Source organism: Peribacillus deserti, assembly GCF_002863585.1.
Taxonomy (GTDB): domain Bacteria; phylum Bacillota; class Bacilli; order Bacillales; family DSM-1321; genus Paraperibacillus; species Paraperibacillus deserti_A.
In genome coordinates this window covers 1-23,656 of record NZ_PGUY01000015.1, presented here as the reverse complement: position 1 = coordinate 23,656, position 23,656 = coordinate 1, and the positions used below count along the sequence as shown (strand labels likewise).

Genomic DNA, 23,656 nt, shown 5'->3' with positions numbered 1-23,656 from the left:
GCAGTAATGGCGAATGAAATAAAAGTAATAGGACTCGGTTCCGGTGAACTCAGCCAGATTCCTTATGGCATCTATAAAACATTAAAAGAAGCAGGGCATTGCTTTGTCAGAACGATGGACCATCCTGTCATCCGTGAATTAAGTGAAGAAGGCATAACCTTCGCAAGCTTTGATTCTATTTATGAAAAGCACGGTCAATTCGAAGAGGTTTATGAAGAAATCTCCAATATACTGCTTTCTGCCGCCAAGGAGCAGAACATCTTATATGCCGTGCCTGGCCATCCGATGGTAGCCGAAAAAACAGTCCAACTTTTATTGGAAAAGGGACCTTCTCTGTCTATTGAAATAAATATTGAAGGCGGGCAGAGTTTTATTGATTCCTTATTCCAGGCAGCAGGCTTCGATCCGATTGATGGTTTTCAGCTTTTGGATGGAACAAGCCTCCGGGCTGATGAATTAATGATAACAGGGCATGTGATCATCGGGCAGGTATATGACCAGTTCACAGCCTCTGAGGTAAAGCTGACTCTTATGGAAAAGCTTCCGGATGAGTATGAGGTTTATATCATTACAGCTGCTGGAAGCAGTGCGGAACAGATCAAGAAGGTTCATCTGTATGAGCTTGACCATGGAATGGAATTAAATAACCTGACCAGTATTTATGTCCCTCCCGTAAAAAAGGAAGAATGGCTGTACAAAGAGTTTTTCAAGGCGAAACAAATTATTGCAGCACTCAGGGGACCCGGCGGCTGCCCATGGGATCAAGAACAAACTCATGAAAGCTTAAAGAAATATTTAATAGAAGAGACATATGAACTCATTGATGCAATTGATCAAGGCGATGAAGAGCAAATGATCGGAGAGCTGGGAGATATCCTCCTGCAGGTATTGCTTCATGCTCAGATTGGAGAAGATGAAGGCCTGTTTTCCATTTCCGATGTAATCGGAAGCTTGTCCTCTAAGATGGTGAGAAGACACCCTCATGTTTTTGGTGACGTACAGGTGAAGGACTCAGAAGATGTGATCGCTAACTGGCAGAAAATAAAGGAAACTGAAGGGTCCGCAGAGAAAAAAGAACATATGCTTGACTCTGTGGAAACATCATTGCCGCAGCTTTTGACTGCTTATGAATACCAGAAGAAAGCATCTAAAGCCGGCTTCGATTGGAAAGAGCCCGAACCTATGTGGGAAAAAGTATTTGAAGAAATCAAGGAAGTCCAGACTGAAATTAAGGCAGACAATATGGACGCTCTTAAAAAAGAGCTGGGTGACGTCTTTTTTGCCTTGGTGAATGTATGCCGGTATTACTCTATCAATCCTGAAGAGGCAGTCCATGCTACGAACCGGAAGTTTTATAATCGCTTTGCCTATATAGAGAATAGACTTCAGGAAAAAGGGGCGGCCTTTGAAGAATATACACTCGAAGAGCTCGATTCACTATGGGAAGAAGCAAAAAATAAAGGTTATTAATATAGGGGAGAGGGAAAAGAAATGACAATGAGACTCGATAAATTTTTAAAAGTATCTCGATTAATTAAACGGCGCACATTGGCAAAGGAAGTTGCCGATCAAGGCAGAATTTCCATTAATGGCATTACAGCCAAAGCCAGCTCCAATGTAAAAGTCGGGGATGAAATGGAAGTGCGGTTTGGCCAGAAGCTTGTAAAAGTTAAAATTGAGAAGCTGCAGGAATCTTCCAGAAAGGAAGAGGCAGCAGACATGTATACAATTCTTAGCGAGGACCGCATTCCCGAATAAGCATGTTCTATTTTTCTATTCCTCACATAAACTTGTACAAATGCTAATGTGAGGGATGAAAAGATGAGCCAATTTTATGAATCCGGACAAAGCAATAAAACCTCGGTGCCAGAGCATGATGTAGTGATGAGAGGACGCAGGCTCCTGGATATAACGGGAGTAAAACAAGTGGAAAGCTTTGATAATGAAGAATTTTTATTAGAAACATCCATGGGCTTCTTATCAATCAGAGGGCAAAATCTCCAAATGAAAAATCTGGATGTTGATAAAGGGATCGTATCTATAAAGGGTAAAGTGTTTGACCTGGTGTATCTTGATGAGCAAAGTGGAGAAAAAGCTAAAGGATTCTTTGGCAAGCTGTTCAAATGACACTCACCACTCAATTTTATACCCTCCTTTCTATAATAGGTATGGGATGCTGCTTTGGTGCTGCTCTGGATACATATAATGTGTTCTTGAACAGATCCAAACGAAGCAGCTGGGTCGTTTTCATTAATGACTTTCTCTTTTGGATCATCCAGGGCCTGGTCACGTTTTACGTACTGTTTCTTGTTAATGAAGGAGAATTGAGATTTTATCTGTTTTTGGCATTAATATGCGGATTTTCCGCTTATCAAGCTCTTTTAAAGAAACTATATCTTCGATTGTTGAAAGCGTGGATATCACTAACGCGGAAGATTTACACCTTTATGATAAGGCTGTTCAGCCTATTGTTTGTAAAACCGCTTCAATGGCTGGTCTTTGCACTTATTGGCATTCTACTAAGTTTTGGAAAAGTTCTTTTTTTCCTTGCCAAACTTATTCTAAAACCTATATTATCTATTATAAAGGGACTATTAAAACCCTTTTTCTGGATAGCGAAGAAAATGATTAACTGGCTGCCGAATTCCGTCACATCAAGACTTCGGGCTCTGCTGAACAGATTGGCAGTCTTTTCACGGGACATTCACAAAAAATGGTTTGGATGGTTCAAAAGAACTAAAAAATAAATGCGGGGAGTGAGAGGATGAGCAATCTGAGAAAACGGAATGTGTCCAAAATAGAATCAGACTTTGTTACACAGCATGAAAAAAAGGTCCAAACCGTTGAAAAGAAAAAACGAGGTCTCGTTCGCAGGTTAACCGTATTCGGTGCCGCTGCAATCTTGCTTTCTTGCCTGCTCATATCCACTCTTGTTTCACAAGCTTCTGAATTAGAGCAAAAAAAGGAACAAAAGAATAAGCTTAAAGACGAATTAACAAGCTTACAAAAACAGCAGGATTATCTACAAGAAGAAGTTGTAAAGCTTAACGATGACGAATATATCGCTAAATTAGCCAGACGTGATTATTTCCTTTCTGATAAAGGTGAAGTTATTTTTAACTTACCAAAAAAGAAAGAAGACAGTGACTCTTATTGACACTGTTTTTTTCTTTCGTTATAATATAGAGTAACAATGATTTTTTTAAATTCTAAGGAGGAACAATTTTTTTATGTCAATAGAAGTAGGCAGCAAGTTACAAGGGAAAGTAACAGGGATTACAAATTTCGGAGCGTTTGTGGAGCTGCCAGAAGGCTCAACAGGACTTGTTCACATCAGTGAAGTCGCTGATAATTATGTAAAAGATATTAATGATCACTTAAAAGTAGGCGACCAAGTTGAAGTAAAAGTCATTAATGTTGAGAAAGACGGCAAGATTGGCCTATCCATCAAAAAAGCGGTGGACCGCCCAGAGAGCGCGGCACCAGCTTACACTCCGCGTCCAAGACAAGGAAGAAGCAATGACAGCCGTGGACGTGACAATAACCGCGGTTCAAGAGACAGCTTCCGTCCCAAAGAAAACTTTGAAACCAAAATGGCTAAGTTTTTGAAGGATAGTGAAGATCGTCTTTCATCCCTTAAGAGAAGCACCGAAACCAAACGCGGTGGAAGAGGCGGAAGACGCGGATAACTTGCTGCTGAACGTAAGAGTAAAGAAATTTCCAAGTTACCTTTTATATATATATAAGGAAGCCTGGCGCTTAGCGCGGGCTTCTTTTTTTTAAAAGCTCTGTTAAACATGGCTGTTGATTGCAGCTAGCAGGCACTCGCGGACCTTAGGGGCGGGTCCGGGAGCCTCCTCGGCGTTGACGCCTGTGGGGTCTCCCTTGATAGAAAGGCGCAGGACGGTGACTTTCAAGGTAGTTCTTTTATAAGAACTGTGGTGAAGAGTCTGGTTAAAAGCCACATCTAAGAGAAAGTCAGACACCTGATAAAGAAGACTTGCTGATTGGCAAGCGACAGCGAAGACAGAAGCTTAGTCGCCCTTACCACGCTCGGAACGCCACGTCCTGTGGCCCCGCCTGGCTCGCACATCCTGTGCATCGTGCGTTAGCCAGGCATAAGATGAGCGACAGAAAAAGGCCGCTTTTGCCTTTTGATGGCGATTGGCTAGACCCGCGGTGTCAGTCCGGAGCTGGACAATACCCGCTTTTCCCGCAGGAGTCTCGCATATCCGTTCCAATCAACAATGACCTTTAACATAGCCTTTTGAAAAAGAGTTTCTTTTAGCCCTGGCCATGTGAGTTTTCTGGCAGATAGGAAGACTTTTTAAAACGGAGTTTTATAATCAGGACAAGTATATAGGGGATATGGTGGATAATAATAAATTCAGTCAGAACAGGCGTGAAGTTCTATGCTCTGTTGATTGGAACGTATACTGAGGGAGGTCTGCATATCTAGTCTCTTATGGATCAAGACAATGTGTTTATTTCATCTTGTTAATAACAAATGTAATGGAGTCCGCATTATAGCTGAAGTCCTTCAAGGAGAAATACGCATAACTACATCGGCATAAGCATATTTACTAAAAGATAAGCATATGGCGCCTAAGATAAGCAAAGGCCAACCGCGCTTAAGCATAAATTATCGAAACACAAGCATAAATCTACAAAACATAAGCGTAAATCTTCGAAACATAAGCATAAACCTCAAAAGCATAAGGATAAACTTACAGACTGTCTGTCACGCCCCCATAAAAAGTAGTAAAATATCCAAAATGATTTGCATTCCCAAATAAACACGCACTTTATCGGTGGATTATTGCACCGAAGCGGCCTGAATCAGTACAAAAGCAGCAAAAATTGGTTCATATTTTAGGTTTTTTAGCTCTGTTAAACTTGGCTGTTAATCGCAGCCAGCGTCAATCACTTTTTCGCGGGGCGGTCCGGGAGCCCCGCAGGCGTTTTAGCTGTGGGGTCTCCCCTGATTCGCTATTCCTGCAGGAGTCCCACATATCTGTTCCGGACCACATGGGGCCAACATCAAAAATGAAATTATCACTAGGCTTGTTTAAATACCACACGTTCTTTTTATTTCAGCGCTTAGGATCGGCATAAGCGGCCTGTTATTCATACAATAATAAAACCTGCTTCTGAACGAGTAAATTTAGGTGACCCTTAAAACCTTGCTCAGGAGCAGAGCACCTAATTAGAATTAATCTTTGCCTCTCGTAAAAATATGTCTACCCGCCATATCCACAGCAAGCATGATCGCTTCTACAATGTATGAAACTACGAGCAAAAGTCCATACAAAAAAAAGACACAGCAATCGCCGTGTCTTTTCAAATATTTATAGCGGCGGAGGGAGTCGAACCCACGACCTCACGGGTATGAACCGTACGCTCTAGCCAGCTGAGCTACACCGCCAAGTAAATAATGCTTATTAAAAGCACAGGATATATCATAACTTGGAAGTGTTAATTTTGTCAATTAGCATTTTAAGGTCGAATGATATTTAATTGGCACCGATTAACGCCTGTTCCAAATAGACTCTTGTCAGACACCCTTATAGCATCCTGTCTGAAAATATTCTTGTTTAAAAGAAATAAAGCTAAATTCTTTGGTTTTTCTCATGATGGTTTGCTGCCAAAATAAAAAATAGACCCTTTTCGTGTAAAGATATGATTATTTTCAGAGAAAACAGTCGAACTTTTCTTTCCTCCCTACTTCTGATTTTGACAAAATACAGAGGCTGTCCCCTTTATAATCAAAACAAAAGAAACGGGGAGTGTTATAGATGGAAAAGGTTGAACGGAATATGGCAGATCCTATTGCGGAGCTCAATATAAATGAAGCTAAAATAGACGCGGTTAAATGGTTCCAGAATCTCCACCTGAAACTTGAAGATGTACTATTTAAACGCGGTCTTGTTCTTGGTTTGATCGGCTTCTTGCTTGGAAGGGCTCTCATACTTTCTCAGTTAGCCCCATTTAGTCTTCCGTTTTTTGCTGCTGTTTATATGATGAGAAGAGACAGAGCGCCATTCGCTTTGGCTGGCCTTGTCTGCGGGGCTGTTACTATCCATCTTTCTAACGGTATTGTGGTCTTTTGTTCCGCCTTTCTAATGATGCTTCTATATAAAATAAAAGAACCGTCAATTGAAGGTCGTTTCAAGGCCATTTCCTTATATGTTTTCCTTGCTTTAGCTATCATACGATGTGCGGAGCAGCTGATTCTGCACCGGAATATCCAATTATATGATGGAATGATGATTGCGGTGGAAGCTGGACTTGCTGCTATATTAACACTTATTTTCGTACAATCCATCCCGCTGATTTCTATAAGAAGAAAAACGTTATCTTTTAAAACAGAGGAAGTCGTGAGTATCATAATCCTCCTTGCATCCGTAATGACTGGTACCATTGGCTGGACAATCTATGGGCTGTCTATGGAGCATATATTATCGAGATACCTTGTGCTGCTGTTTGCGCTTTCCGGAGGTGCCGCAATTGGATCCACTGTAGGTGTTGTAACCGGGTTAATCTTCAGCCTTGCCAATATTTCAAGTTTATATCAAATGAGCCTGCTGGCTTTTTCCGGGCTGCTGGGTGGACTGTTAAAAGAGGGCAGGAAAGTAGGGACTTCCTTAGGTCTCGCTGTAGCTACTCTGTTAATTGGACTATATGGGGAGGGCAGCAATAACCTTAGTATTACACTATATGAAACGGTTGCAGCAATTATGTTATTTATGATCACACCTTCTGCCCTTATTTTAAAGATAGCCAAACACATACCGGGTACAGTTGAGTATACGAATGAACAGCAGCTTTATATGAGGAAAGTGCGCGATGTAACAGCTAAAAGAGTTTCGCAGTTCTCTCATGTTTTTCAGGCTCTTTCCAACAGCTTCTCTCATGTCGATGACTGGGATGAGGAAGATCGAGATGAAGAGAAAAGGGTGGACTACCTTCTGAGCAACGTTACGGAAAAAACCTGCCAGACCTGCCATCGAAAGGAGCATTGCTGGACAAGGAATTTTAGTAATACTTATGAAAGTATGCAGAACATTATGTATAATTTGGAAGAAAATAGTGGGCATCTTTCTCCGAAATTGCAAAGAGAATGGAAAAAGAACTGTACTCGTGCCGAAAAGGTAACGGAACTGATTGCACAGGAGCTTACATTCTCCCAGGCTAATCTGAAGCTGAAAAAACAGGTGCAGGAGAGCCGGAGACTGGTTGCGGATCAGCTCAAAGGTGTTTCGGAGGTTATGGAGGACTTTGCGAAAGAGATTCAGAGGGAGAGAAAGAATCATCATGTCCAAGAGGAACAAATTCTTGAGGCAATTAGGAATTTTGGCCTTCCCATTCATGGAATTGAAATATACAGTCTGGAACAGGGAAATGTGGATATCGATATAAGCACACCATACTGTCACGGAAGGGGAGAGTGCGAGAAGCTTATAGCGCCTATGCTGACCGATATACTTGGAGAATCCATCATCGTCCATACGGAGGATTGTGCTTCGTTTCCAGGGGGGACCTGCCATGTTACTTTCCGTTCAGCTAAAAAGTACGTTGTAGAAACCGGTGTCGCCCATGCTGCCAAAGGGGGAGGACTGGTTTCGGGGGACAGCTATACAACCATGGATATTGGGTTCGGTAAGTATGCCATTGCCATAAGCGATGGTATGGGAAATGGAGAGCGGGCCCACTATGAAAGTAATGAAACCCTTCAGCTGCTGCAAAAGATCTTATTATCCGGCATCGAAGAAAAAATTGCGATAAAATCGGTGAATTCCGTACTTTCACTAAGGACGACGGATGAAATATTTACAACACTGGATTTAGCCATGATCGATCTCCATGATGCAAAAGCTAAGTTTTTAAAAATTTGTTCTATACCGAGCTTCATTAAACGTGGTGATAAAGTCATTAAAGTGGAATCCAGCAATTTACCGATGGGAATGTTCACTGAGTTTGACGTAGATGTGGTTTGTGAGCAGCTGAAGGCGGGAGATCTCGTCATCATGATGAGTGACGGGATCTTTGATGGACCTTCCCACTTTGAGAATTTTGAGTTTTGGATGAAGCGCAAGATAAAAGAGATGGAAACGGACGAACCGCAGGAAATTGCAGATTTGATATTAGAGGAGGTCATCAGAAGGAAAGGGAAAATAGATGATGATATAACCATCGTTACGGCCAAGATAAATCATAATACACCAAAGTGGGCCTCCATTCCTGTATTTTCGAATAAGAGAAAAGCACAATAACGTGAACAGAAAGCTTATTAAGAGGTATACAACCCCTCCAGTTAGTCGAAGATGGTAGTAAATAGATTGGAGGGATTCTTATGAACCCAGGTACTTTAAGACAAATTCTGCTGATTACGGATGGCTGTTCGAATCACGGTGAAGATCCTTCTGCAATGGCAGCCTTTGCTAGAGAACAGGGGATTACAGTAAATGTGATCGGTGTAATGGAACAGGATGTTATTGATCAGAAGGGGATGCAGGAAATCGAGTCTATAGCACAAACTGGCGGCGGGGTAAGTCAAATCGTGTATAGCTCGCAGCTTTCCCAAACGGTCCAGATGGTTACGAGAAAAGCGATGACACAAACGATACAAGGTGTTGTAAATAAGGAGCTTCAGCAAATATTAGGCCGTTCACAAACCATTGATGATCTTCCGCCGGAGAAGCGGGGAGAAGTGGTTGAAGTGGTGGAGGAACTGGGCGAAACAGCAGGACTCGAAGTGCTTGTTCTTGTGGATACCAGCGCCAGCATGACGCATAAGCTCCCAACGGTTAAAGAAGCGCTCTTGGATTTATCATTGAGCTTGAATGCAAGAATGGGAGAAAATAAATTTTCTGTTTTTGTATTTCCCGGGAAAAAGTCAGATGTTGAGAAACTCCTGGATTGGACTCCGAATCTTGAAGCATTAACAAAAGTCTTTTCGAAGCTTTCACCAGGAGGAATGACTCCGACAGGACCTGCCTTAAGGGAGGCTTTATCGTACTTTAAGAAAAAACGTTCACTAAGGAGTTTGTTATCCAATGATGATGAACAATTCTTTGAGGAGTCAGTGTAAAGCCCTGCCAGGGACCATTATTAAGGGCAAGTGGTATAAGAATGAATATAAAGTGATAAAAGAGTTAGGGTTTGGTGCAAACGGCATTGTTTATCTAGCGGAATTCGGGGGGCAGGAAGTTGCGCTTAAGGTAAGTGATAACAGCATGTCCATCAGCTCGGAGATGAACATCCTCAAATCCTTTACCAAGGTCCAGGGTTCAGCCCTCGGGCCTTCTTTGTTGAGTGTAGATGACTGGGTCAACCAGGGAGTGACTCTGCCCTTTTACGTGATGGAATATATAAAAGGGGAAACCTACCTTGATTTTCTGCGGTATAAGGGAACATCCTGGTCAGTAGTGCTGATTCTGCAGCTATTAAAGAACCTTTCCCTGCTGCATCAATCTGGCTGGATATTTGGAGATTTAAAGCCGGAAAACTTAATTATCAGTTCGCCTTCCTGTCAGATCCGCTGCGTGGATGTCGGAGGAACAACGATAAAAGGCCGGTCCATTAAAGAGTTCACCGAGTTTTTTGATAGGGGGTATTGGGGGCTTGGTTCAAGAAAGGCAGAGCCTTCCTACGATCTTTTTGCTGTGGCTATGATCTTCCTTAACTCCTATTATCCAAATCGTTTTACAAAAAAGACAGATGGGTATTCACAGTTGTCTCAAGCAATCAAAGGAAAGAAAGAATTGAAAGTGTACGAGCAGGTGCTTGAGAAAGCATTGCTTGGAAAGTATTCAACAGCGATGGAGATGAGGAACGAATTATTGGCTGCGGCAAATCAGAATGCGGACAGAATCAGCAGGCAGCAACCGTCGCCATCCAGAAACATGAGACAAACGCAGTCCAGGAGCCGCAGGAAACAAAAGAAAGGCGGACTGCTGGAATCTTTGCTGCTGGTTGTATTAATATCTTTTATATATCTGCTATATATTTATACAAAGCTTCTCTAAAAGAATAAATTATTAAAAGTTGAAACTTTTCCGAATGTAGTTCGTATAAATAGATTAGCCTGATAGAGACAGCCATAAAGGAATGTTATGTATGCTCGAGAAAAAAGTCACAAAATATATTAAAGATCATAACCTCCTTCATGTTGGAGAAAAGCTTCTCGTTGGAGTATCAGGCGGGCCGGACTCTTTAGCCCTGCTCCATTTTCTTCATAGCATGAGCGGCCAGTACGGCTTAGGGCTTGTAGCGGCACATGTAGATCACATGTTCCGAGGAGAAGAGTCATATGAAGATCTGGTATTCGTAAAAAAATACTGTGAGGAGCGTAGTATTGTTTTTGAGGGAACAAGAGTGAATGTGAATCGCTATATGAGCGAAACTGGCCAAAGCTCCCAGACTGCGGCAAGGACATTAAGGTACCGGTTTTATCAAGAAATGATGGTAAAACACAGTATCCATAAGCTTGTACTCGGTCATCACGGGGATGATCAGATGGAAACGATCTTGATGAGACTAACCCGGGGAGCGTCCGGAGCTGCAAGAGCGGGGATCCCTGTTAAAAGGCCGTTTGGCAATGGAGAGATTGTCCGGCCATTCTTACCCCTTGAAAAGCGGGACATTCTGGAGTATTGCAGCAGGCAGGGTCTTGAACCCCGCTTAGATCCAAGCAACGAGAAAGAATCATACAGCAGAAATCGATTTCGATTAAGTGTTTTACCTTTCTTAAAGAGGGAAAACATAAAAGCACACGAACACTTTCAACGATTCAGTAAGGAAATACGAGAGGATGAGGAACTGCTTTTAGAACTTACGAAATCGAAGATGGAATCAATCTGGGTTAAACAGTCCAAGCTTGAATCTGCCATTCATGTTAAAGGTCTAATGGCAATGCCTAATTCTTTACAAAGAAGGGCCGTTCAACTAATATTAAACTATCTTTATGGTGAGAATCCGGAGTCATTATCCGCGAAACACACGTCTCAATTGATGGAACTATTCGTAAATCCAGACCCCTCTGCAGAGCTTCATTTCCCAAAAGGTTTACTGGTAAAAAAATCTTATGAAGTCTGTATGTTTTCTTTTCTTCAGACAAAACCTAAGACCTATTACCTTAAGCTTGAGGTGCCAGGTGAAATTCTCCTGCCAAATGGGTATAAAATTAAGGCGGAATATAGTAAGGGGAGTGCTTGCAAGAATGATAACAGCACATTCTTGATGCCTGCCCGGGAAGCCCGCATGCCATTTATAGCGAGGACAAGGGAAGAGGGTGACCGGATGTATCCAAAAGGTCTTCGCGGTTCCAAGAAGATCAAGGATATATTCATAAATGAAAAAATTCCAATTGAGAAACGAGACGCTTGGCCTATAGTCGTTGATTCATCTGGTGAAATTCTTTGGGTTCCCAGCTTGAGGAAATCATCCCGGGAAGCTGAACGCGGAGATGACCAGCAAATATACATATATCTAGAATATATTAAAGTCTAGTTCTTCTAGGGGGCAAATCAGAAAAATGAGCATGAAAAATGATATTGAAAACATTTTAATCACAGAAGAGGAAATCCAGGCTAAAACGAGAGAACTGGCCGAACAGCTCAGCGAAGATTATAAGGATAAATTCCCCCTGGCTATCGGGGTCCTAAAAGGTGCTATGCCATTCATGTCAGATCTTCTTAAACGAGTTGATGCATATCTTGAAATGGATTTCATGGATGTTTCCAGCTACGGGAATTCAACTGTATCTTCCGGAGAAGTCAAAATCATCAAGGATTTAGATACTTCGGTAGAGGGAAGAGATATTGTCATCATCGAAGACATTATTGATTCCGGATTGACTTTAAGCTACCTTGTAGAGCTTTTCCGTTACAGAAAAGCAAAATCTATAAAAATTGTCACACTGTTAGATAAACCATCAGGACGCAAGGCAGATATTAAAGCCGATTATGCCGGATTTATCGTTCCGGATGCATTTGTGGTCGGCTATGGTCTGGATTATGCTGAAAAGTATCGAAACCTTCCTTATATAGGGGTTCTGAAACCAGAAGTGTACCAAAATCAAGAGTAATGAACTGCAGCAGCCGGAAATTTTGTCATATTTGTGAAGCAGGAGCAAATATTTGTAAATCCTTGGTTTTCTATGATACTATTCTATTTAGTTTTTTACCGTGGGAGGAGGTAAGGGATGAATCGGATCTTCCGTAATACAATATTTTATTTACTAATATTTTTGGTGATCATTGGGGTTGTCAGCATCTTTAATAACAACAATGAGCCCACCGATAATATATCACAGGACCAGTTCTTCAAATATTTAGAAGCTGGTGAAGTGAACTCTCTGTCCATGCAGCCCGAACGTCTTGTATATGAGGTGAAGGGGCAGTTAGAGAACGGCAAGAAAGATAAACAGTTTATCACTTATGTCACAAATAACAACAATACATTAGACCGGATCGACAAAGCATCCAGGGACAATGAGGTAAAAGTTGAAACACTTCCTGCAAAGGAAACTAGCGGATGGGTCACTTTCTTCACATCTATCATCCCATTCGTCATTATTTTCATCCTATTCTTCTTCCTGCTTAACCAGGCTCAGGGCGGCGGAAGCCGTGTCATGAACTTCGGGAAAAGCAAGGCAAAGCTTTATAACGATGATAAGAAAAAAGTTCGTTTTAAGGATGTAGCCGGGGCAGATGAAGAAAAACAAGAGCTTGTTGAAGTAGTGGAGTTCTTGAAAGATCCAAGGAAATTCGCAGAGCTTGGTGCACGCATACCTAAGGGTGTCCTGCTTGTGGGGCCTCCTGGTACGGGTAAAACACTTCTTGCAAGAGCTGTTGCTGGAGAAGCGGGGGTACCTTTCTTCTCAATCAGTGGTTCGGACTTTGTAGAAATGTTTGTCGGAGTTGGTGCATCCCGTGTGCGCGACCTGTTTGAAAATGCTAAGAAAAATGCTCCATGTATTATCTTTATAGATGAAATTGACGCAGTCGGACGTCAGCGCGGCGCCGGTTTAGGCGGCGGACACGATGAACGTGAACAGACGCTGAACCAATTGCTTGTTGAAATGGATGGCTTTGGTGCAAACGAGGGAATCATTATTGTTGCGGCAACTAACCGCCCTGATATCCTTGACCCAGCACTTCTGCGTCCAGGACGTTTTGACCGTCAAATTACTGTAGACCGTCCAGATGTAAAAGGTCGTGAAGCAGTACTTAAAGTACATGCACGCAATAAGCCGCTTGACGAATCTGTCAACTTAAAAGCCATTGCTGCAAGAACACCAGGATTCTCTGGTGCCGATCTGGAAAACCTATTGAATGAAGCAGCGCTTGTAGCCGCTCGTACAAATAAGAAAAAAGTAGATATGTCTGATATCGATGAGGCAACTGATCGTGTAATTGCTGGCCCTGCTAAGAAGAGCCGGGTGATTTCTGAGAAAGAACGGCGGATCGTTGCTTTCCACGAAGCAGGGCATACTGTCATAGGTACAGTACTAGATGAAGCTGAAATGGTACACAAGGTAACAATCGTTCCCCGCGGCCAGGCAGGCGGATATGCTGTTATGCTTCCTAAAGAGGACCGTTACTTTATGACGAAGCCTGAATTACTAGATAAAATTGTTGGATTGCTAGGCGGCCGGGTTGCTGAAGAAGTTATCTTCGGTGAAGTAAGTACAGGCGCGCATAACGACTTCCAGCGCGCAACTGGTATTGCCCGCCGTATGGTTACGGAATTCGGGATGAGTGATAAGCTGGGTCCGCTTCAATTTGGTCAAGCACAAGGAGGGCAAGTATTCCTTGGTCGCGATCTGCATAATGAACAGAACTATTCAGATAAGATTGCCTATGAAATTGATACGGAAATCCAGAAATTCATTAAAGACTCCTATGAGCGCGCAAGAACTATCCTGACGGAACACCGGGATAAGCTCGAGCTTATTGCCAATACGCTGCTTGAAGTAGAAACACTTGATGCAGACCAAATCAAACACTTGATAGACCATGGGACCCTGCCAAACCGTGCAGGTGGATCGAAAGATGTCAAAGTGAATATCCATACAAAAAACGATGGAGACCGCCCGGAGGATAATCAACCTTCTGGTACAACTAGCACTAAGACAATCCCGAATCCGCCAATCCAGGAGGGCCACCCAACACAAAACCCTAAAGATAAATTCCCGCCTGTTAATGATCAGAGCAGGAAGACTGATATCTAATAACAAGGGCATCCTTCCTGGGTGCCCTTGTTTATTTATTTTGTTATTTGGTGTCTGCCTTTCCTAAAGTTTTGCCTTTCAATATAAAATTTTTGAAATGTAATTTTGCCTCATGATTCACTTTATCAGAAAGGCACCGTTCTCCGCTTTTCTAAGTATCCTTCATTCGTTTAATTATGATATGATGTGGAAGGATAAGAGTAATTCTTCAAAAAAATAGACACTCTGACTTGCGGCCGGCTGTTTATTGTCTGGATCAGGCATTAGCATTGCTTTACCGCATAGGAAAACGGAAGGTTCTCACTTTGCCCAAAAGGACTCGGTGAAGCCCGGGTTTTTCTAATATTTATTAAAGTGGTGAATAATATGATCTTCGTACTGGATGTAGGAAATACAAATATAGTGTTAGGGGTGTATGAGGGAGAATCCTTAAAACACCATTGGAGAATAGAAACAAATCGCCATAAGACGGAAGACGAATTCGGCATGGTTATTAAGGGGCTCCTTCAGCATGTGGGACTTACCTTTAAGGATTTTGATGGAATTATTATTTCATCTGTCGTTCCTCCTATTATGTTTTCATTGGAAGGTATGTGCCTAAAATATTTTGAAATCAAACCCCTTGTGGTAGGACCTGGCATCAAGACTGGTTTAAATATAAAATACGATAATCCAAAAGAGGTAGGGGCCGACCGGATCGTAAATGCAGTAGCTGGTATACATGAGTATGGGAGCCCTTTAATTATTGTCGATTTTGGGACGGCAACAACATATTGCTACATTAATGAGGACAAGCAGTACATGGGTGGGGCAATCGCACCTGGTATCGGTATTTCAACGGAAGCTTTATATTCCAAAGCGGCGAAATTACCGAGAATAGAGATAGCTCGTCCAGATGATATTATTGGAAAAAATACTGTAGCAGCTATGCAGGCTGGCATTTTATTCGGGTATGTTGGACAGGTTGAAGGAATTGTGAAACGCATGAAGGAGCATAGCCGGACTGTACCGAAAGTCATTGCCACGGGCGGCCTTGCTAAACTTATTTCAAAGGAATCTCCTGTTATAGACGTAGTAGATCCATTCCTAACGCTAAAAGGCTTACAGTTAATATATAAACGAAATGTATAAAGAAGACTTACATCAGGAAGGCGGTTATTTTATGACAGATTATTTAGTGAAGGCATTAGGATTTGATGACCAGGTGAGGGCATACGCTGTTTCATCAACAAATACAGTGGGAGAAGGACAAAGACGCCACGGAACATGGCCTACCGCTTCAGCTGCTTTAGGACGTACCATGACAGCCGGTGTTATGATGGGTGCCATGCTTAAAGGTGATGATACGCTTACCGTGAAAGTAGAGGGCGGCGGGCCCATTGGCGCAATATTGGTAGACAGCAATGCAAAAGGTGAAGTTAGGGGGTATGTTACACATCCGCAGGTACATTTCGATTTAAACGAACATGGAAAGCTGGATGTCAGACGTGCGGTAGGAACAGATGGAACCCTGACGGTTGTTAAGGATATAGGAATGCGGGAAAACTTTACCGGACAAGTTCCTATTGTATCGGGAGAACTGGGTGATGATTTCACTTATTACTTTGCATCGTCAGAACAAGTCCCGTCATCTGTTGGTGTAGGAGTACTTGTTAACCCCGACAACTCTATTCTGGCCGCTGGCGGCTTTATTTTGCAGCTGCTGCCTGGTGCGGGGGAAGAGACCATTTCGCAGCTCGAAGAAAGGCTTAAAACCATTGAGCCAATCTCTAAAATGATCCAGCAGGGTCTTTCCCCTGAAGAAATATTGGAACAGCTAATGGGAGAAGGAAATGTAAAAATTCTTGAAAAGATGCCGGTACAATTTAAGTGCCAATGTTCAAAAGACCGGATAGCCAATGCCTTGATCAGCTTAGGTGAAGCGGAAATTGAAGATATCATTCAAACGGATGGCGAAGCTGAAGCTCAGTGCCATTTCTGCAATGAAAAATATCACTTTTCAAAGGAAGAATTGGAAGAGTTAAAAGCAGAAGCAAAATAACTTTTTTGGGGGAAGAAAAAGTTGTCGAGTAAGCAGCTCTGGACGATTATTACCGGCCTGATTTTGTGCAACATAATAACTATTCTTTTCTTTGCGGCAAACCCATTTAATGCTCTGCATTCAAATGCCGAAACAGAAGAGGTTGCTTCTGTTGGAAAGAGAGAGATTACCCGTCAGGAATGGCAGGCAGAGATGGAGTCGCGTTACGGAAAAGAAGTTTTAGAGGATATGGTAAACCAGGAAGTGATCCATCAAGCAGCAAAAAAATATAAAGTTTCCGTGCCGAATCAGGATATTAACCGTGAAATATCTTCAATGAAGACCATGTATGGCTCTTATGACGCTAATAATACGGATGACAAACAATTAAAACAGCAGGTTCAGACTAATTTGCTGCTTACGGAGCTTTTAACAAAAGATGCGGTAATCCCTGATGGAGAAATTGAGCGGTATTACGAGCAGCATAAGGATACTTATGCTCTCCCTGACGCTTATCATGTTTCTCATATTCTGGTCAAAACAGAAGAGGAAGCAGAAAAGGTCATCAAGGAACTCAAAGACGGGGCGAATTTTTCAACGCTAGCCATGGAGAAATCAATAGATGAATTTAGTGCCAATCAGGGAGGCGACCTTGGGTTTATATCCGTTGAAAGTGATATAATTCCTGGTTCTTACCTAAAAAGCGCCAGGGGTCTTAAGACAAAGCATTGGAGCAGCCCTATAAAGGTCGATAAGGGGTATGCTGTTATTTATCTTCACGATCGTGTAGCAGGAAAGACATATACGCTAAAAGAGGTAAAAAACCAAATTAGGCGCCAGATTGCTTTAGAGCAGATGGACCGGGCAGTATCATCCCAAGTGTTTTGGAATGAGTTCAATGTCGATTGGCTATATGGCAATAACAAATAGGATAAAAAAAAGCACAACTCCGCGAAACAAATGCGGACTTTGTGCTTTTTTTCATGGTCTACATTTTCCTGCTATGAGTTACAAAAAAATTTAGAGAAGTGTAAGTAAAAATGTTTGACAATTCTATGAATTCGAGTTAAATTTTTTATAAAACCAATAAAAATACTTGGTATTAAGAGGTGGAGAAAAAATGTCACGTGTAGCAAATTCAGTCGCTGATTTAGTGGGGCAAACCCCAATCGTAAAATTAAACAGAATTGTCGATCAAGACATAGCAGACGTTTATCTAAAGTTAGAATATATGAATCCCGGAAGCAGTGTAAAAGACAGAATCGCTCTTGCAATGATTGAAGCAGCTGAAAAGAGCGGTCAAATAAAGCCTGGTGATACGCTGATCGAGCCTACAAGCGGTAATACAGGCATCGGTTTGGCAATGATAGCAGCGGCTAAAGGATACCGTGCTATTCTTGTTATGCCGGAAACTATGAGCCTTGAGCGCCGTAACCTTCTACGTGCATATGGAGCTGAATTAGTTTTGACTCCTGGACCGGAAGGAATGGGCGGAGCTATCAGAAAAGCTGAGGAGTTAGCTAAGGAACATGGCTATTTCGTACCTCAGCAGTTTAAAAATGAAGCAAATCCTGAAGTCCACCGCAATACAACAGGTAAGGAAATTGTTTCACAGATGGACCAATTAGATGCCTTCATTTCAGGTATCGGTACTGGCGGAACAATCACCGGTGCAGGAGAAGTTCTTAGAGAGAATTTCCCTGGAATTAGTATTGTTGCAGTCGAGCCGGCTGATTCACCAATTTTATCAGGAGGAAAGCCAGGTCCGCATAAGATTCAAGGAATTGGAGCTGGTTTTATTCCGGATATTCTAAATACGGACATATACGATGACATAATCCAGGTTAATACTGAGGATGCTTTTGAATATGCTCGCCGTGCTGCGAAAGAAGAAGGAATTCTTGGAGGAATTTCATCTGGTGCCGCCATTTATGCAGCTATTGAAACAGCTAAAAAGCTAGGGAAGGGTAAGAAAGTACTTGCCATTATCCCAAGTAACGGCGAAAGATACTTAAGTACTCCGCTATATCAATTCGAACAAGAATAAGATACAAAAAAAACTCGGTTTATGCCGGGTTTTTTTATTTGGCCAATAATTATAGTAATATTAAATGGAATGTTACATCTATATGTTGCAGCCAAACGATCGTGCAATTCGGGATGGAGGAAAACATGGAACAAGTTATCAAATGCGGCTCATACACTCTGAATTATGGGCAAAAGACCCTGGTAATGGGAATATTAAATGCCACTCCGGACTCTTTTTCGGATGGCGGAAATTATAATTCAGTTGATAAAGCCTTATATCATGCAGAACAAATGATCAAAGATGGTGCAGACATCATCGATATCGGTGGAGAATCAACTCGCCCGGGCTATGAAGCAGTATCGGAGCAGGAGGAGGCAGGGCGTGTGGTTCCTGTGATAGAGGCCATCTCCAGCCGAATGGAAATTCCGATTTCTATTGATACCTATAAAGCAGGAGTCGCGAAGGCTGCCATTGATGCTGGCGCCCATATTATTAATGATATCTGGAGAGGAAAAGCGGATAAAAAAATGGCCGATTTAGCTGCTGGAACAGGTGTTCCGATTGTCCTGATGCATAACAGGCCAGATAGGAACTACAATTTTTTCATCAGAGATGCGATCGGGGATCTTTTTGAAAGCATTCACTTGATGAAGTCCGCAGGAGTTAAGGATGAAAATATTATATTGGACCCGGGAATCGGTTTTGCGAAAGATTATGATCTGAATCTGGAAATGATGAGGAATCTCCATATAATCACTTCATTAGGTTATCCTGTATTACTTGGAACCTCCCGGAAAGGCTTTATAGGCCAGACTCTTGATCTGCCGCCGCAGCAAAGAATGGAAGGTACGGGAGCGACGGTATGCTACGGGATCCAGCAAGGGTGCCAGATCATCAGGGTACATGATGTTAAAGAAATGACAAGAATGGCGAAGATGATGGATGCTATGATGCAGAAGGGGAACAGAAATGGATAAGATTCATGTGAAGGGAATGGAATTCTACGGATATCATGGTGTGTTTGCAGAGGAAACACGATTAGGCCAAAGATTTAGAGTGGATTTAACAGTGAAAGCAGACTTGTCAAAAGCTGGCCAAAGTGATGACTTGAATGATTCAATAAGCTATGCTGACCTTTTTACCCTTACTAAAGAGGTTGTAGAAGGTGAGCCATTTAAGCTTATAGAGGCTGTAGCTGAAAAAATTGCAGAGAATATCCTCCTTGCTTATACAAGCATACAGAACTGTACGGTCAAGGTAATTAAGCCGGATGCTCCCATTCCAGGGCATTATGAATATGTTGGGGTTGAAATAACCAGAGGCAGGCAGGCTCGATGAACTATACTGCGTACTTATCATTAGGCACAAATATGGGGGATAGAGTAAAGTATTTGAGAGATGCGGTGCAGCTTCTCCATAACGACACTGAAATCGGCATCACATCGATATCGTCCATATATGAAACGGATCCAGTCGGTTATGTAGATCAAGAGCGGTTCTTGAATATCGTTTTAGAGGTAAAAACCTCCAAAAAACCAGATGAGTTACTACGGAAATGCCAGCAGATTGAGCTGGAACTTGGGAGAAAAAGGGAAATCAGATGGGGACCTCGGACAATAGACCTTGACATTTTGCTCTATAATCACGAAAATATTGAAACAGAAAGTCTTTCTATTCCTCATCCTCGGATGCATGAGAGAGCATTTGTCCTCGTCCCGCTTATCGAGATAAATCCAGGTCTCAGTCTTCCGATGATAGACAAACCATTGTCAGAAATTCTAGAAGCTATTCCTGATAAAGAGGGAGTTCGATTATGGAAGCGGAAAAATGGGGAAGACGTATTCGGGCTTTTCGTAAACTGAAAGGCTATACTCAGGAAGAATTCGCCAAAGAAATCGGTGTTTCGGTTTCATTGCTGGGAGAGGTTGAAAGAGGCAGCCGTATGCCCACTGATCCATTTCTCCAGAAAACATCCGAAAAGCTAAATGTCGCTTTAGATGAACTAAGCCCGCCAGAGTAACTGGCTAAATCGATATAAGTTTTACCAAATAAACAAAGGAGGTTCTCATGCTAAAGATTGGTAACATTGAAATGAAGAATCCAGTTGTTCTTGCGCCTATGGCCGGCATCTGCAACTCAGCATTCCGCTTAACGGTCAAGGAATTCGGTGCCGGACTTGTTTGTGCTGAAATGATCAGTGACAAAGGTATTGTCTTACAAAATAAAAAAACGATGAATATGCTGTATATAGATGACCGTGAATTGCCTTTAAGCCTTCAAATTTTCGGAGGGGAAAAGAAAACGCTGGTAGAAGCAGCGCAATTTGTAGACAAAAATACAAACGCCAGCATCATTGATATTAACATGGGATGTCCTGTACCAAAAATTACAAAATGTGATGCAGGAGCTAAATGGCTTCTGGATCCAGATAAAATTTATGAAATGGTTTCAGCAGTGGTAGATGCTGTCGACAAGCCCGTTACTGTTAAAATGCGTATGGGATGGGATGATGAGCATATTTATGCTGTAAGAAACGCCCAGGCTATAGAAAGAGCGGGCGGAAGTGCAGTGTCCCTGCATGGAAGAACTCGTGTACAAATGTATGAAGGTACTGCAAACTGGGATATCATCCGAGAAGTTAAACAATCCGTAAATATTCCTGTAATCGGAAACGGGGATGTAAATACGCCGCTTGATGCAGAACGCATGCTTAAAGAAACAGGCGCAGACGGCGTTATGATTGGCCGTGCAGCGCTAGGTAACCCATGGATGATCTATCAAACCGTTAAGTATCTTGAAACAGGAGAACTTATGGGAGAACCATCTGCACGTGAAAAAATCGATGTCTGCATTCTGCATCTGGACCGCCTGATTCATTTAAAGGATGAATATATCGCAGTTAGAGAAATGAGAAAACACGCTGCCTGGTACCTAAAAGGTGTCCGCGGGAATGCGAAAGTCCGCAGCTTTATTAATGAATGTGAAACAAGAGATGAACTTGTTAAACTGCTTTACGGATTAGTTGAAGATATTGAAGCGGAGGAAGCTGTGTCTCAGCTTGCTTAATTGACATTTACCTTTAATTTTCCTATAATACCCATTAATAACCACTGCCAGTATTACTGGCAGTTTTTGTATTTTATTTTTCTTACATAAATGTGCTGATTCAGCTTGTTACTTTGTGTAAAATAAATGTTATTGAGTCGATTTATACATTCTATATATAAACGATATAAAAGAGATGGAGTGAGTAGAGTGAGCCAGGAAGAATTAAACGACCAGCTGATTGTGCGGCGTGAAAAAATGCAAAATATCATCGAAAGCGGGAACGACCCGTTTGGAAAAAGATATGAGCGCACACACCTTTCAGAAGAAATCGTTGCTGCTTATGAGAATATGAGCAAAGAAGAAATAGATGAGCAGAACGTAGAAGTGACAGTTGCAGGCCGGATTATGACGAAGAGAGGGAAAGGTAAAGCTGGGTTTGCCCATATACAGGACTTAACCGGGCAGATCCAAATTTATATCCGCCAGGATTCAGTGGGGGAAGAACAATACGAAACCTTCAACTCTGTTGATTTAGGTGATATCGTCGGGATCACGGGTACAGTTTTCAAAACGAAAGTTGGAGAGCTTTCAATTAAAGCTAGAGACTTTGTCTTCTTGACTAAAGCCCTGCGACCGCTTCCTGACAAGTTCCATGGACTTAAAGATGTGGAGGAACGCTACCGCAAGCGCTATGTAGACTTGATGACCAACCCGGACAGCAAAAAGACCTTCATTCTCCGCAGCAAAATTATTCAGTCCATGCGTAGATACCTGGACAGTCATGGATATCTAGAAGTTGAAACTCCTATGATGCATTCCATTGCAGGTGGTGCTTCTGCCCGCCCATTCATTACCCATCACAACGCATTGGATATGACATTATATATGCGTATTGCCATTGAGCTGCATCTAAAACGTTTGATCGTCGGCGGATTAGAGAAGGTATATGAAATAGGGCGTGTATTCAGGAACGAAGGGATTTCCACCCGCCATAATCCAGAGTTCACGATGATCGAGCTGTATGAAGCGTATGCCGATTACCGTGACATTATGAGTCTTACAGAAAATCTTATAGCTCATATAGCACAGGAAGTACTAGGAACCACCACTGTTCAGTATGGAGATTATGAAGTGGATTTAAAGCCTGAATGGACCAGACTTCATATGGTGGATGCCATCAAGCAATATACAGGCGTAGACTTCTGGAAAGAAATGAGCGCTGAAGAAGCTAAAGCTCTAGCAAAAGAAAATGGAGTCGAAATAAAAGATACAATGGAATTCGGACACGTCGTTAACGAATTCTTTGAACAGAAAATAGAAGAAAAGCTTATTCAGCCTACCTTTATTTACGGACATCCTGTAGAAATCTCTCCACTTGCTAAGAAAAACGAAGAAGATCCTCGTTTTACGGATCGATTCGAGTTGTTCATCGTAGCCCGTGAGCATGCTAATGCATTCACAGAGCTTAATGATCCTATTGACCAGCGCCAGCGATTTGAGGCTCAATTAAAAGAGCGTGAACAAGGAAACGACGAAGCTCATGAGATGGATGATGACTTCATTGAAGCTCTTGAGTACGGTATGCCTCCAACAGGAGGATTAGGAATAGGGATTGACCGTTTGGTTATGCTGCTTACCAATTCGCCTTCAATCCGGGATGTATTGCTATTCCCATTAATGCGCCACCGCTAAATACCCTAAAGGAACACCTTTCTCTTTTGAGAAGGGTGTTTTTTATTGGCTGTTTTGAACAAGAGGTTAATTTCCACTCCAGGATGCCCGCTTTCCGCGGGGCGGGCGGTGAGCCTCCTCGGGCTTCGCCTGCGGTGTCTCACCTGATCGAAAAGCGGAGCATTCTCCTTCAACATTGTTAAGAGCTCTCTTGATAAGCGCTGCTCCCGCAGGAGTCTCGCACCTTACGCTCCAATCGACTTGACTGAACAATAGGGTGACGCAATAAATCTTATTAAAAAACATCAATCTTTAGCCTTTACTATCATTATATTAGTAAAACAACTTACTCGAAGGGTGAAGAAATAGTTGTACTGATATATCTAATATTTAGAATAAACATTCTTTTTATTACGTAAAAAAACTTTTGAAAAAGCTATTGCCGATAAAGTGAAATGGTGATATATTTATATCTGTCGTTAAGACGAATAAAACTTAAGTGAGAAGGTAACAATAAAACATTAAAAAAAGTGTTGACTACTTCTTGCTTAAATGATAATATTAATAAGCTGCTTAGACAGCTTAAGAAAATTGTTCTTTGAAAACTGAACGAAACAAGACGCCAGGTATTTTCTCTCTGAGAAAATACAAA

The 23,656-nt window shown here is 42.1% G+C and carries 22 protein-coding genes and 1 tRNA gene; 22 read left to right on the top strand and 1 reads right to left on the bottom strand.

What is annotated here, in order from left to right; genetic code table 11:
- Nucleotides 1–6 precede the first annotated feature (6 nt).
- The 6 genes from mazG to CUU66_RS05570 all read left to right on the top strand — a co-directional run bounded on the left by mazG (nucleotide 7) and on the right by CUU66_RS05570 (nucleotide 3,689).
- Nucleotides 7–1,470 (top strand): nucleoside triphosphate pyrophosphohydrolase, encoded by a 1,464-nt coding sequence (gene mazG / locus CUU66_RS05595; protein WP_101640689.1) that lies wholly within the window; start codon nucleotides 7–9, stop codon nucleotides 1,468–1,470.
- A 27-nt stretch (nucleotides 1,471–1,497) separates the two neighbouring features.
- Nucleotides 1,498–1,758: an RNA-binding S4 domain-containing protein gene (locus CUU66_RS05590; RefSeq protein ID WP_101640708.1), complete on the top strand. Its 261-nt coding sequence runs from the start codon at nucleotides 1,498–1,500 to the stop codon at nucleotides 1,756–1,758.
- Nucleotides 1,759–1,821: 63 nt separating this feature from the next.
- Entirely contained in the window at nucleotides 1,822–2,127 is a 306-nt protein-coding gene (gene yabP / locus CUU66_RS05585; RefSeq protein WP_101640688.1) for a sporulation protein YabP, read from the top strand.
- A complete protein-coding gene (gene yabQ, locus CUU66_RS05580) occupies nucleotides 2,124–2,747 on the top strand; it encodes a spore cortex biosynthesis protein YabQ (RefSeq protein ID WP_101640687.1) in 624 nt (207 codons plus the stop codon). The genes yabP and yabQ overlap by 4 nt, the downstream gene beginning before the upstream one ends.
- A 17-nt stretch (nucleotides 2,748–2,764) precedes the next feature.
- On the top strand, nucleotides 2,765–3,157 hold the full coding sequence (locus CUU66_RS05575) for an FtsB family cell division protein (RefSeq protein WP_101640686.1): 393 nt from the start codon (nucleotides 2,765–2,767) through the stop codon (nucleotides 3,155–3,157).
- Between the two features lie 73 nt (nucleotides 3,158–3,230).
- A complete protein-coding gene (locus tag CUU66_RS05570; RefSeq protein ID WP_101640685.1) occupies nucleotides 3,231–3,689 on the top strand; it encodes a S1 domain-containing RNA-binding protein in 459 nt (152 codons plus the stop codon).
- Between the two features lie 1,662 nt (nucleotides 3,690–5,351).
- On the opposite strand, the gene CUU66_RS05565 is transcribed toward CUU66_RS05570, so the two are convergent.
- Nucleotides 5,352–5,425 (bottom strand) — tRNA-Met (locus CUU66_RS05565).
- 370 nt (nucleotides 5,426–5,795) lie between these two features.
- Here CUU66_RS05565 and spoIIE point away from each other — a divergent pair.
- The 16 genes from spoIIE (at nucleotide 5,796) to lysS (ending at nucleotide 23,025) form a co-directional block, all read left to right on the top strand.
- Entirely contained in the window at nucleotides 5,796–8,273 is a 2,478-nt protein-coding gene (gene spoIIE / locus CUU66_RS05560; protein ID WP_101640684.1) for a stage II sporulation protein E, read from the top strand.
- Between the two features lie 80 nt (nucleotides 8,274–8,353).
- Nucleotides 8,354–9,091: a vWA domain-containing protein gene (locus tag CUU66_RS05555; protein WP_101640683.1), complete on the top strand. Its 738-nt coding sequence runs from the start codon at nucleotides 8,354–8,356 to the stop codon at nucleotides 9,089–9,091.
- Nucleotides 9,060–10,028 carry a protein kinase domain-containing protein gene (locus tag CUU66_RS05550; RefSeq protein ID WP_101640707.1) on the top strand — a complete coding sequence of 323 codons (969 nt, stop codon included), beginning with the start codon at nucleotides 9,060–9,062 and terminating at the stop codon, nucleotides 10,026–10,028. Before CUU66_RS05555 ends, CUU66_RS05550 begins: the two co-directional genes overlap by 32 nt.
- A 91-nt stretch (nucleotides 10,029–10,119) precedes the next feature.
- Entirely contained in the window at nucleotides 10,120–11,511 is a 1,392-nt protein-coding gene (tilS, locus tag CUU66_RS05545; protein WP_101640682.1) for a tRNA lysidine(34) synthetase TilS, read from the top strand.
- A gap of 31 nt (nucleotides 11,512–11,542) precedes the next feature.
- On the top strand, nucleotides 11,543–12,088 hold the full coding sequence (gene hpt, locus CUU66_RS05540) for a hypoxanthine phosphoribosyltransferase (protein WP_101640706.1): 546 nt from the start codon (nucleotides 11,543–11,545) through the stop codon (nucleotides 12,086–12,088).
- Nucleotides 12,089–12,205: 117 nt separating this feature from the next.
- Nucleotides 12,206–14,236, top strand: coding sequence for an ATP-dependent zinc metalloprotease FtsH (ftsH, locus tag CUU66_RS05535; protein ID WP_101640681.1), 2,031 nt, complete (start codon nucleotides 12,206–12,208; stop codon nucleotides 14,234–14,236).
- 366 nt (nucleotides 14,237–14,602) lie between these two features.
- Nucleotides 14,603–15,367: a type III pantothenate kinase gene (locus CUU66_RS05530; protein ID WP_101640680.1), complete on the top strand. Its 765-nt coding sequence runs from the start codon at nucleotides 14,603–14,605 to the stop codon at nucleotides 15,365–15,367.
- Between the two features lie 31 nt (nucleotides 15,368–15,398).
- Nucleotides 15,399–16,277, top strand: a complete 879-nt coding sequence (hslO, locus tag CUU66_RS05525) for an Hsp33 family molecular chaperone HslO (protein ID WP_101640705.1) — start codon at nucleotides 15,399–15,401, stop codon at nucleotides 16,275–16,277.
- Nucleotides 16,278–16,298: 21 nt separating this feature from the next.
- A complete protein-coding gene (locus CUU66_RS05520; RefSeq protein ID WP_101640679.1) occupies nucleotides 16,299–17,186 on the top strand; it encodes a peptidyl-prolyl cis-trans isomerase in 888 nt (295 codons plus the stop codon).
- Nucleotides 17,187–17,376: 190 nt separating this feature from the next.
- On the top strand, nucleotides 17,377–18,303 hold the full coding sequence (gene cysK / locus CUU66_RS05515) for a cysteine synthase A (protein ID WP_101640678.1): 927 nt from the start codon (nucleotides 17,377–17,379) through the stop codon (nucleotides 18,301–18,303).
- A 125-nt stretch (nucleotides 18,304–18,428) separates the two neighbouring features.
- Entirely contained in the window at nucleotides 18,429–19,262 is an 834-nt protein-coding gene (folP, locus tag CUU66_RS05510) for a dihydropteroate synthase (protein ID WP_257967906.1), read from the top strand.
- On the top strand, nucleotides 19,255–19,623 hold the full coding sequence (gene folB, locus CUU66_RS05505; protein WP_101640677.1) for a dihydroneopterin aldolase: 369 nt from the start codon (nucleotides 19,255–19,257) through the stop codon (nucleotides 19,621–19,623). The genes folP and folB overlap by 8 nt, the downstream gene beginning before the upstream one ends.
- On the top strand, nucleotides 19,620–20,147 hold the full coding sequence (folK, locus tag CUU66_RS05500) for a 2-amino-4-hydroxy-6-hydroxymethyldihydropteridine diphosphokinase (protein ID WP_101640676.1): 528 nt from the start codon (nucleotides 19,620–19,622) through the stop codon (nucleotides 20,145–20,147). The genes folB and folK overlap by 4 nt, the downstream gene beginning before the upstream one ends.
- A complete protein-coding gene (locus CUU66_RS05495; RefSeq protein WP_101640675.1) occupies nucleotides 20,099–20,305 on the top strand; it encodes a helix-turn-helix domain-containing protein in 207 nt (68 codons plus the stop codon). Before folK ends, CUU66_RS05495 begins: the two co-directional genes overlap by 49 nt.
- Before the next feature lie 47 nt (nucleotides 20,306–20,352).
- Nucleotides 20,353–21,351, top strand: coding sequence for a tRNA dihydrouridine synthase DusB (dusB, locus tag CUU66_RS05490; protein WP_101640674.1), 999 nt, complete (start codon nucleotides 20,353–20,355; stop codon nucleotides 21,349–21,351).
- A 189-nt stretch (nucleotides 21,352–21,540) separates the two neighbouring features.
- Nucleotides 21,541–23,025: a lysine--tRNA ligase gene (lysS, locus tag CUU66_RS05485; RefSeq protein ID WP_101640673.1), complete on the top strand. Its 1,485-nt coding sequence runs from the start codon at nucleotides 21,541–21,543 to the stop codon at nucleotides 23,023–23,025.
- Nucleotides 23,026–23,656 lie beyond the last annotated feature (631 nt).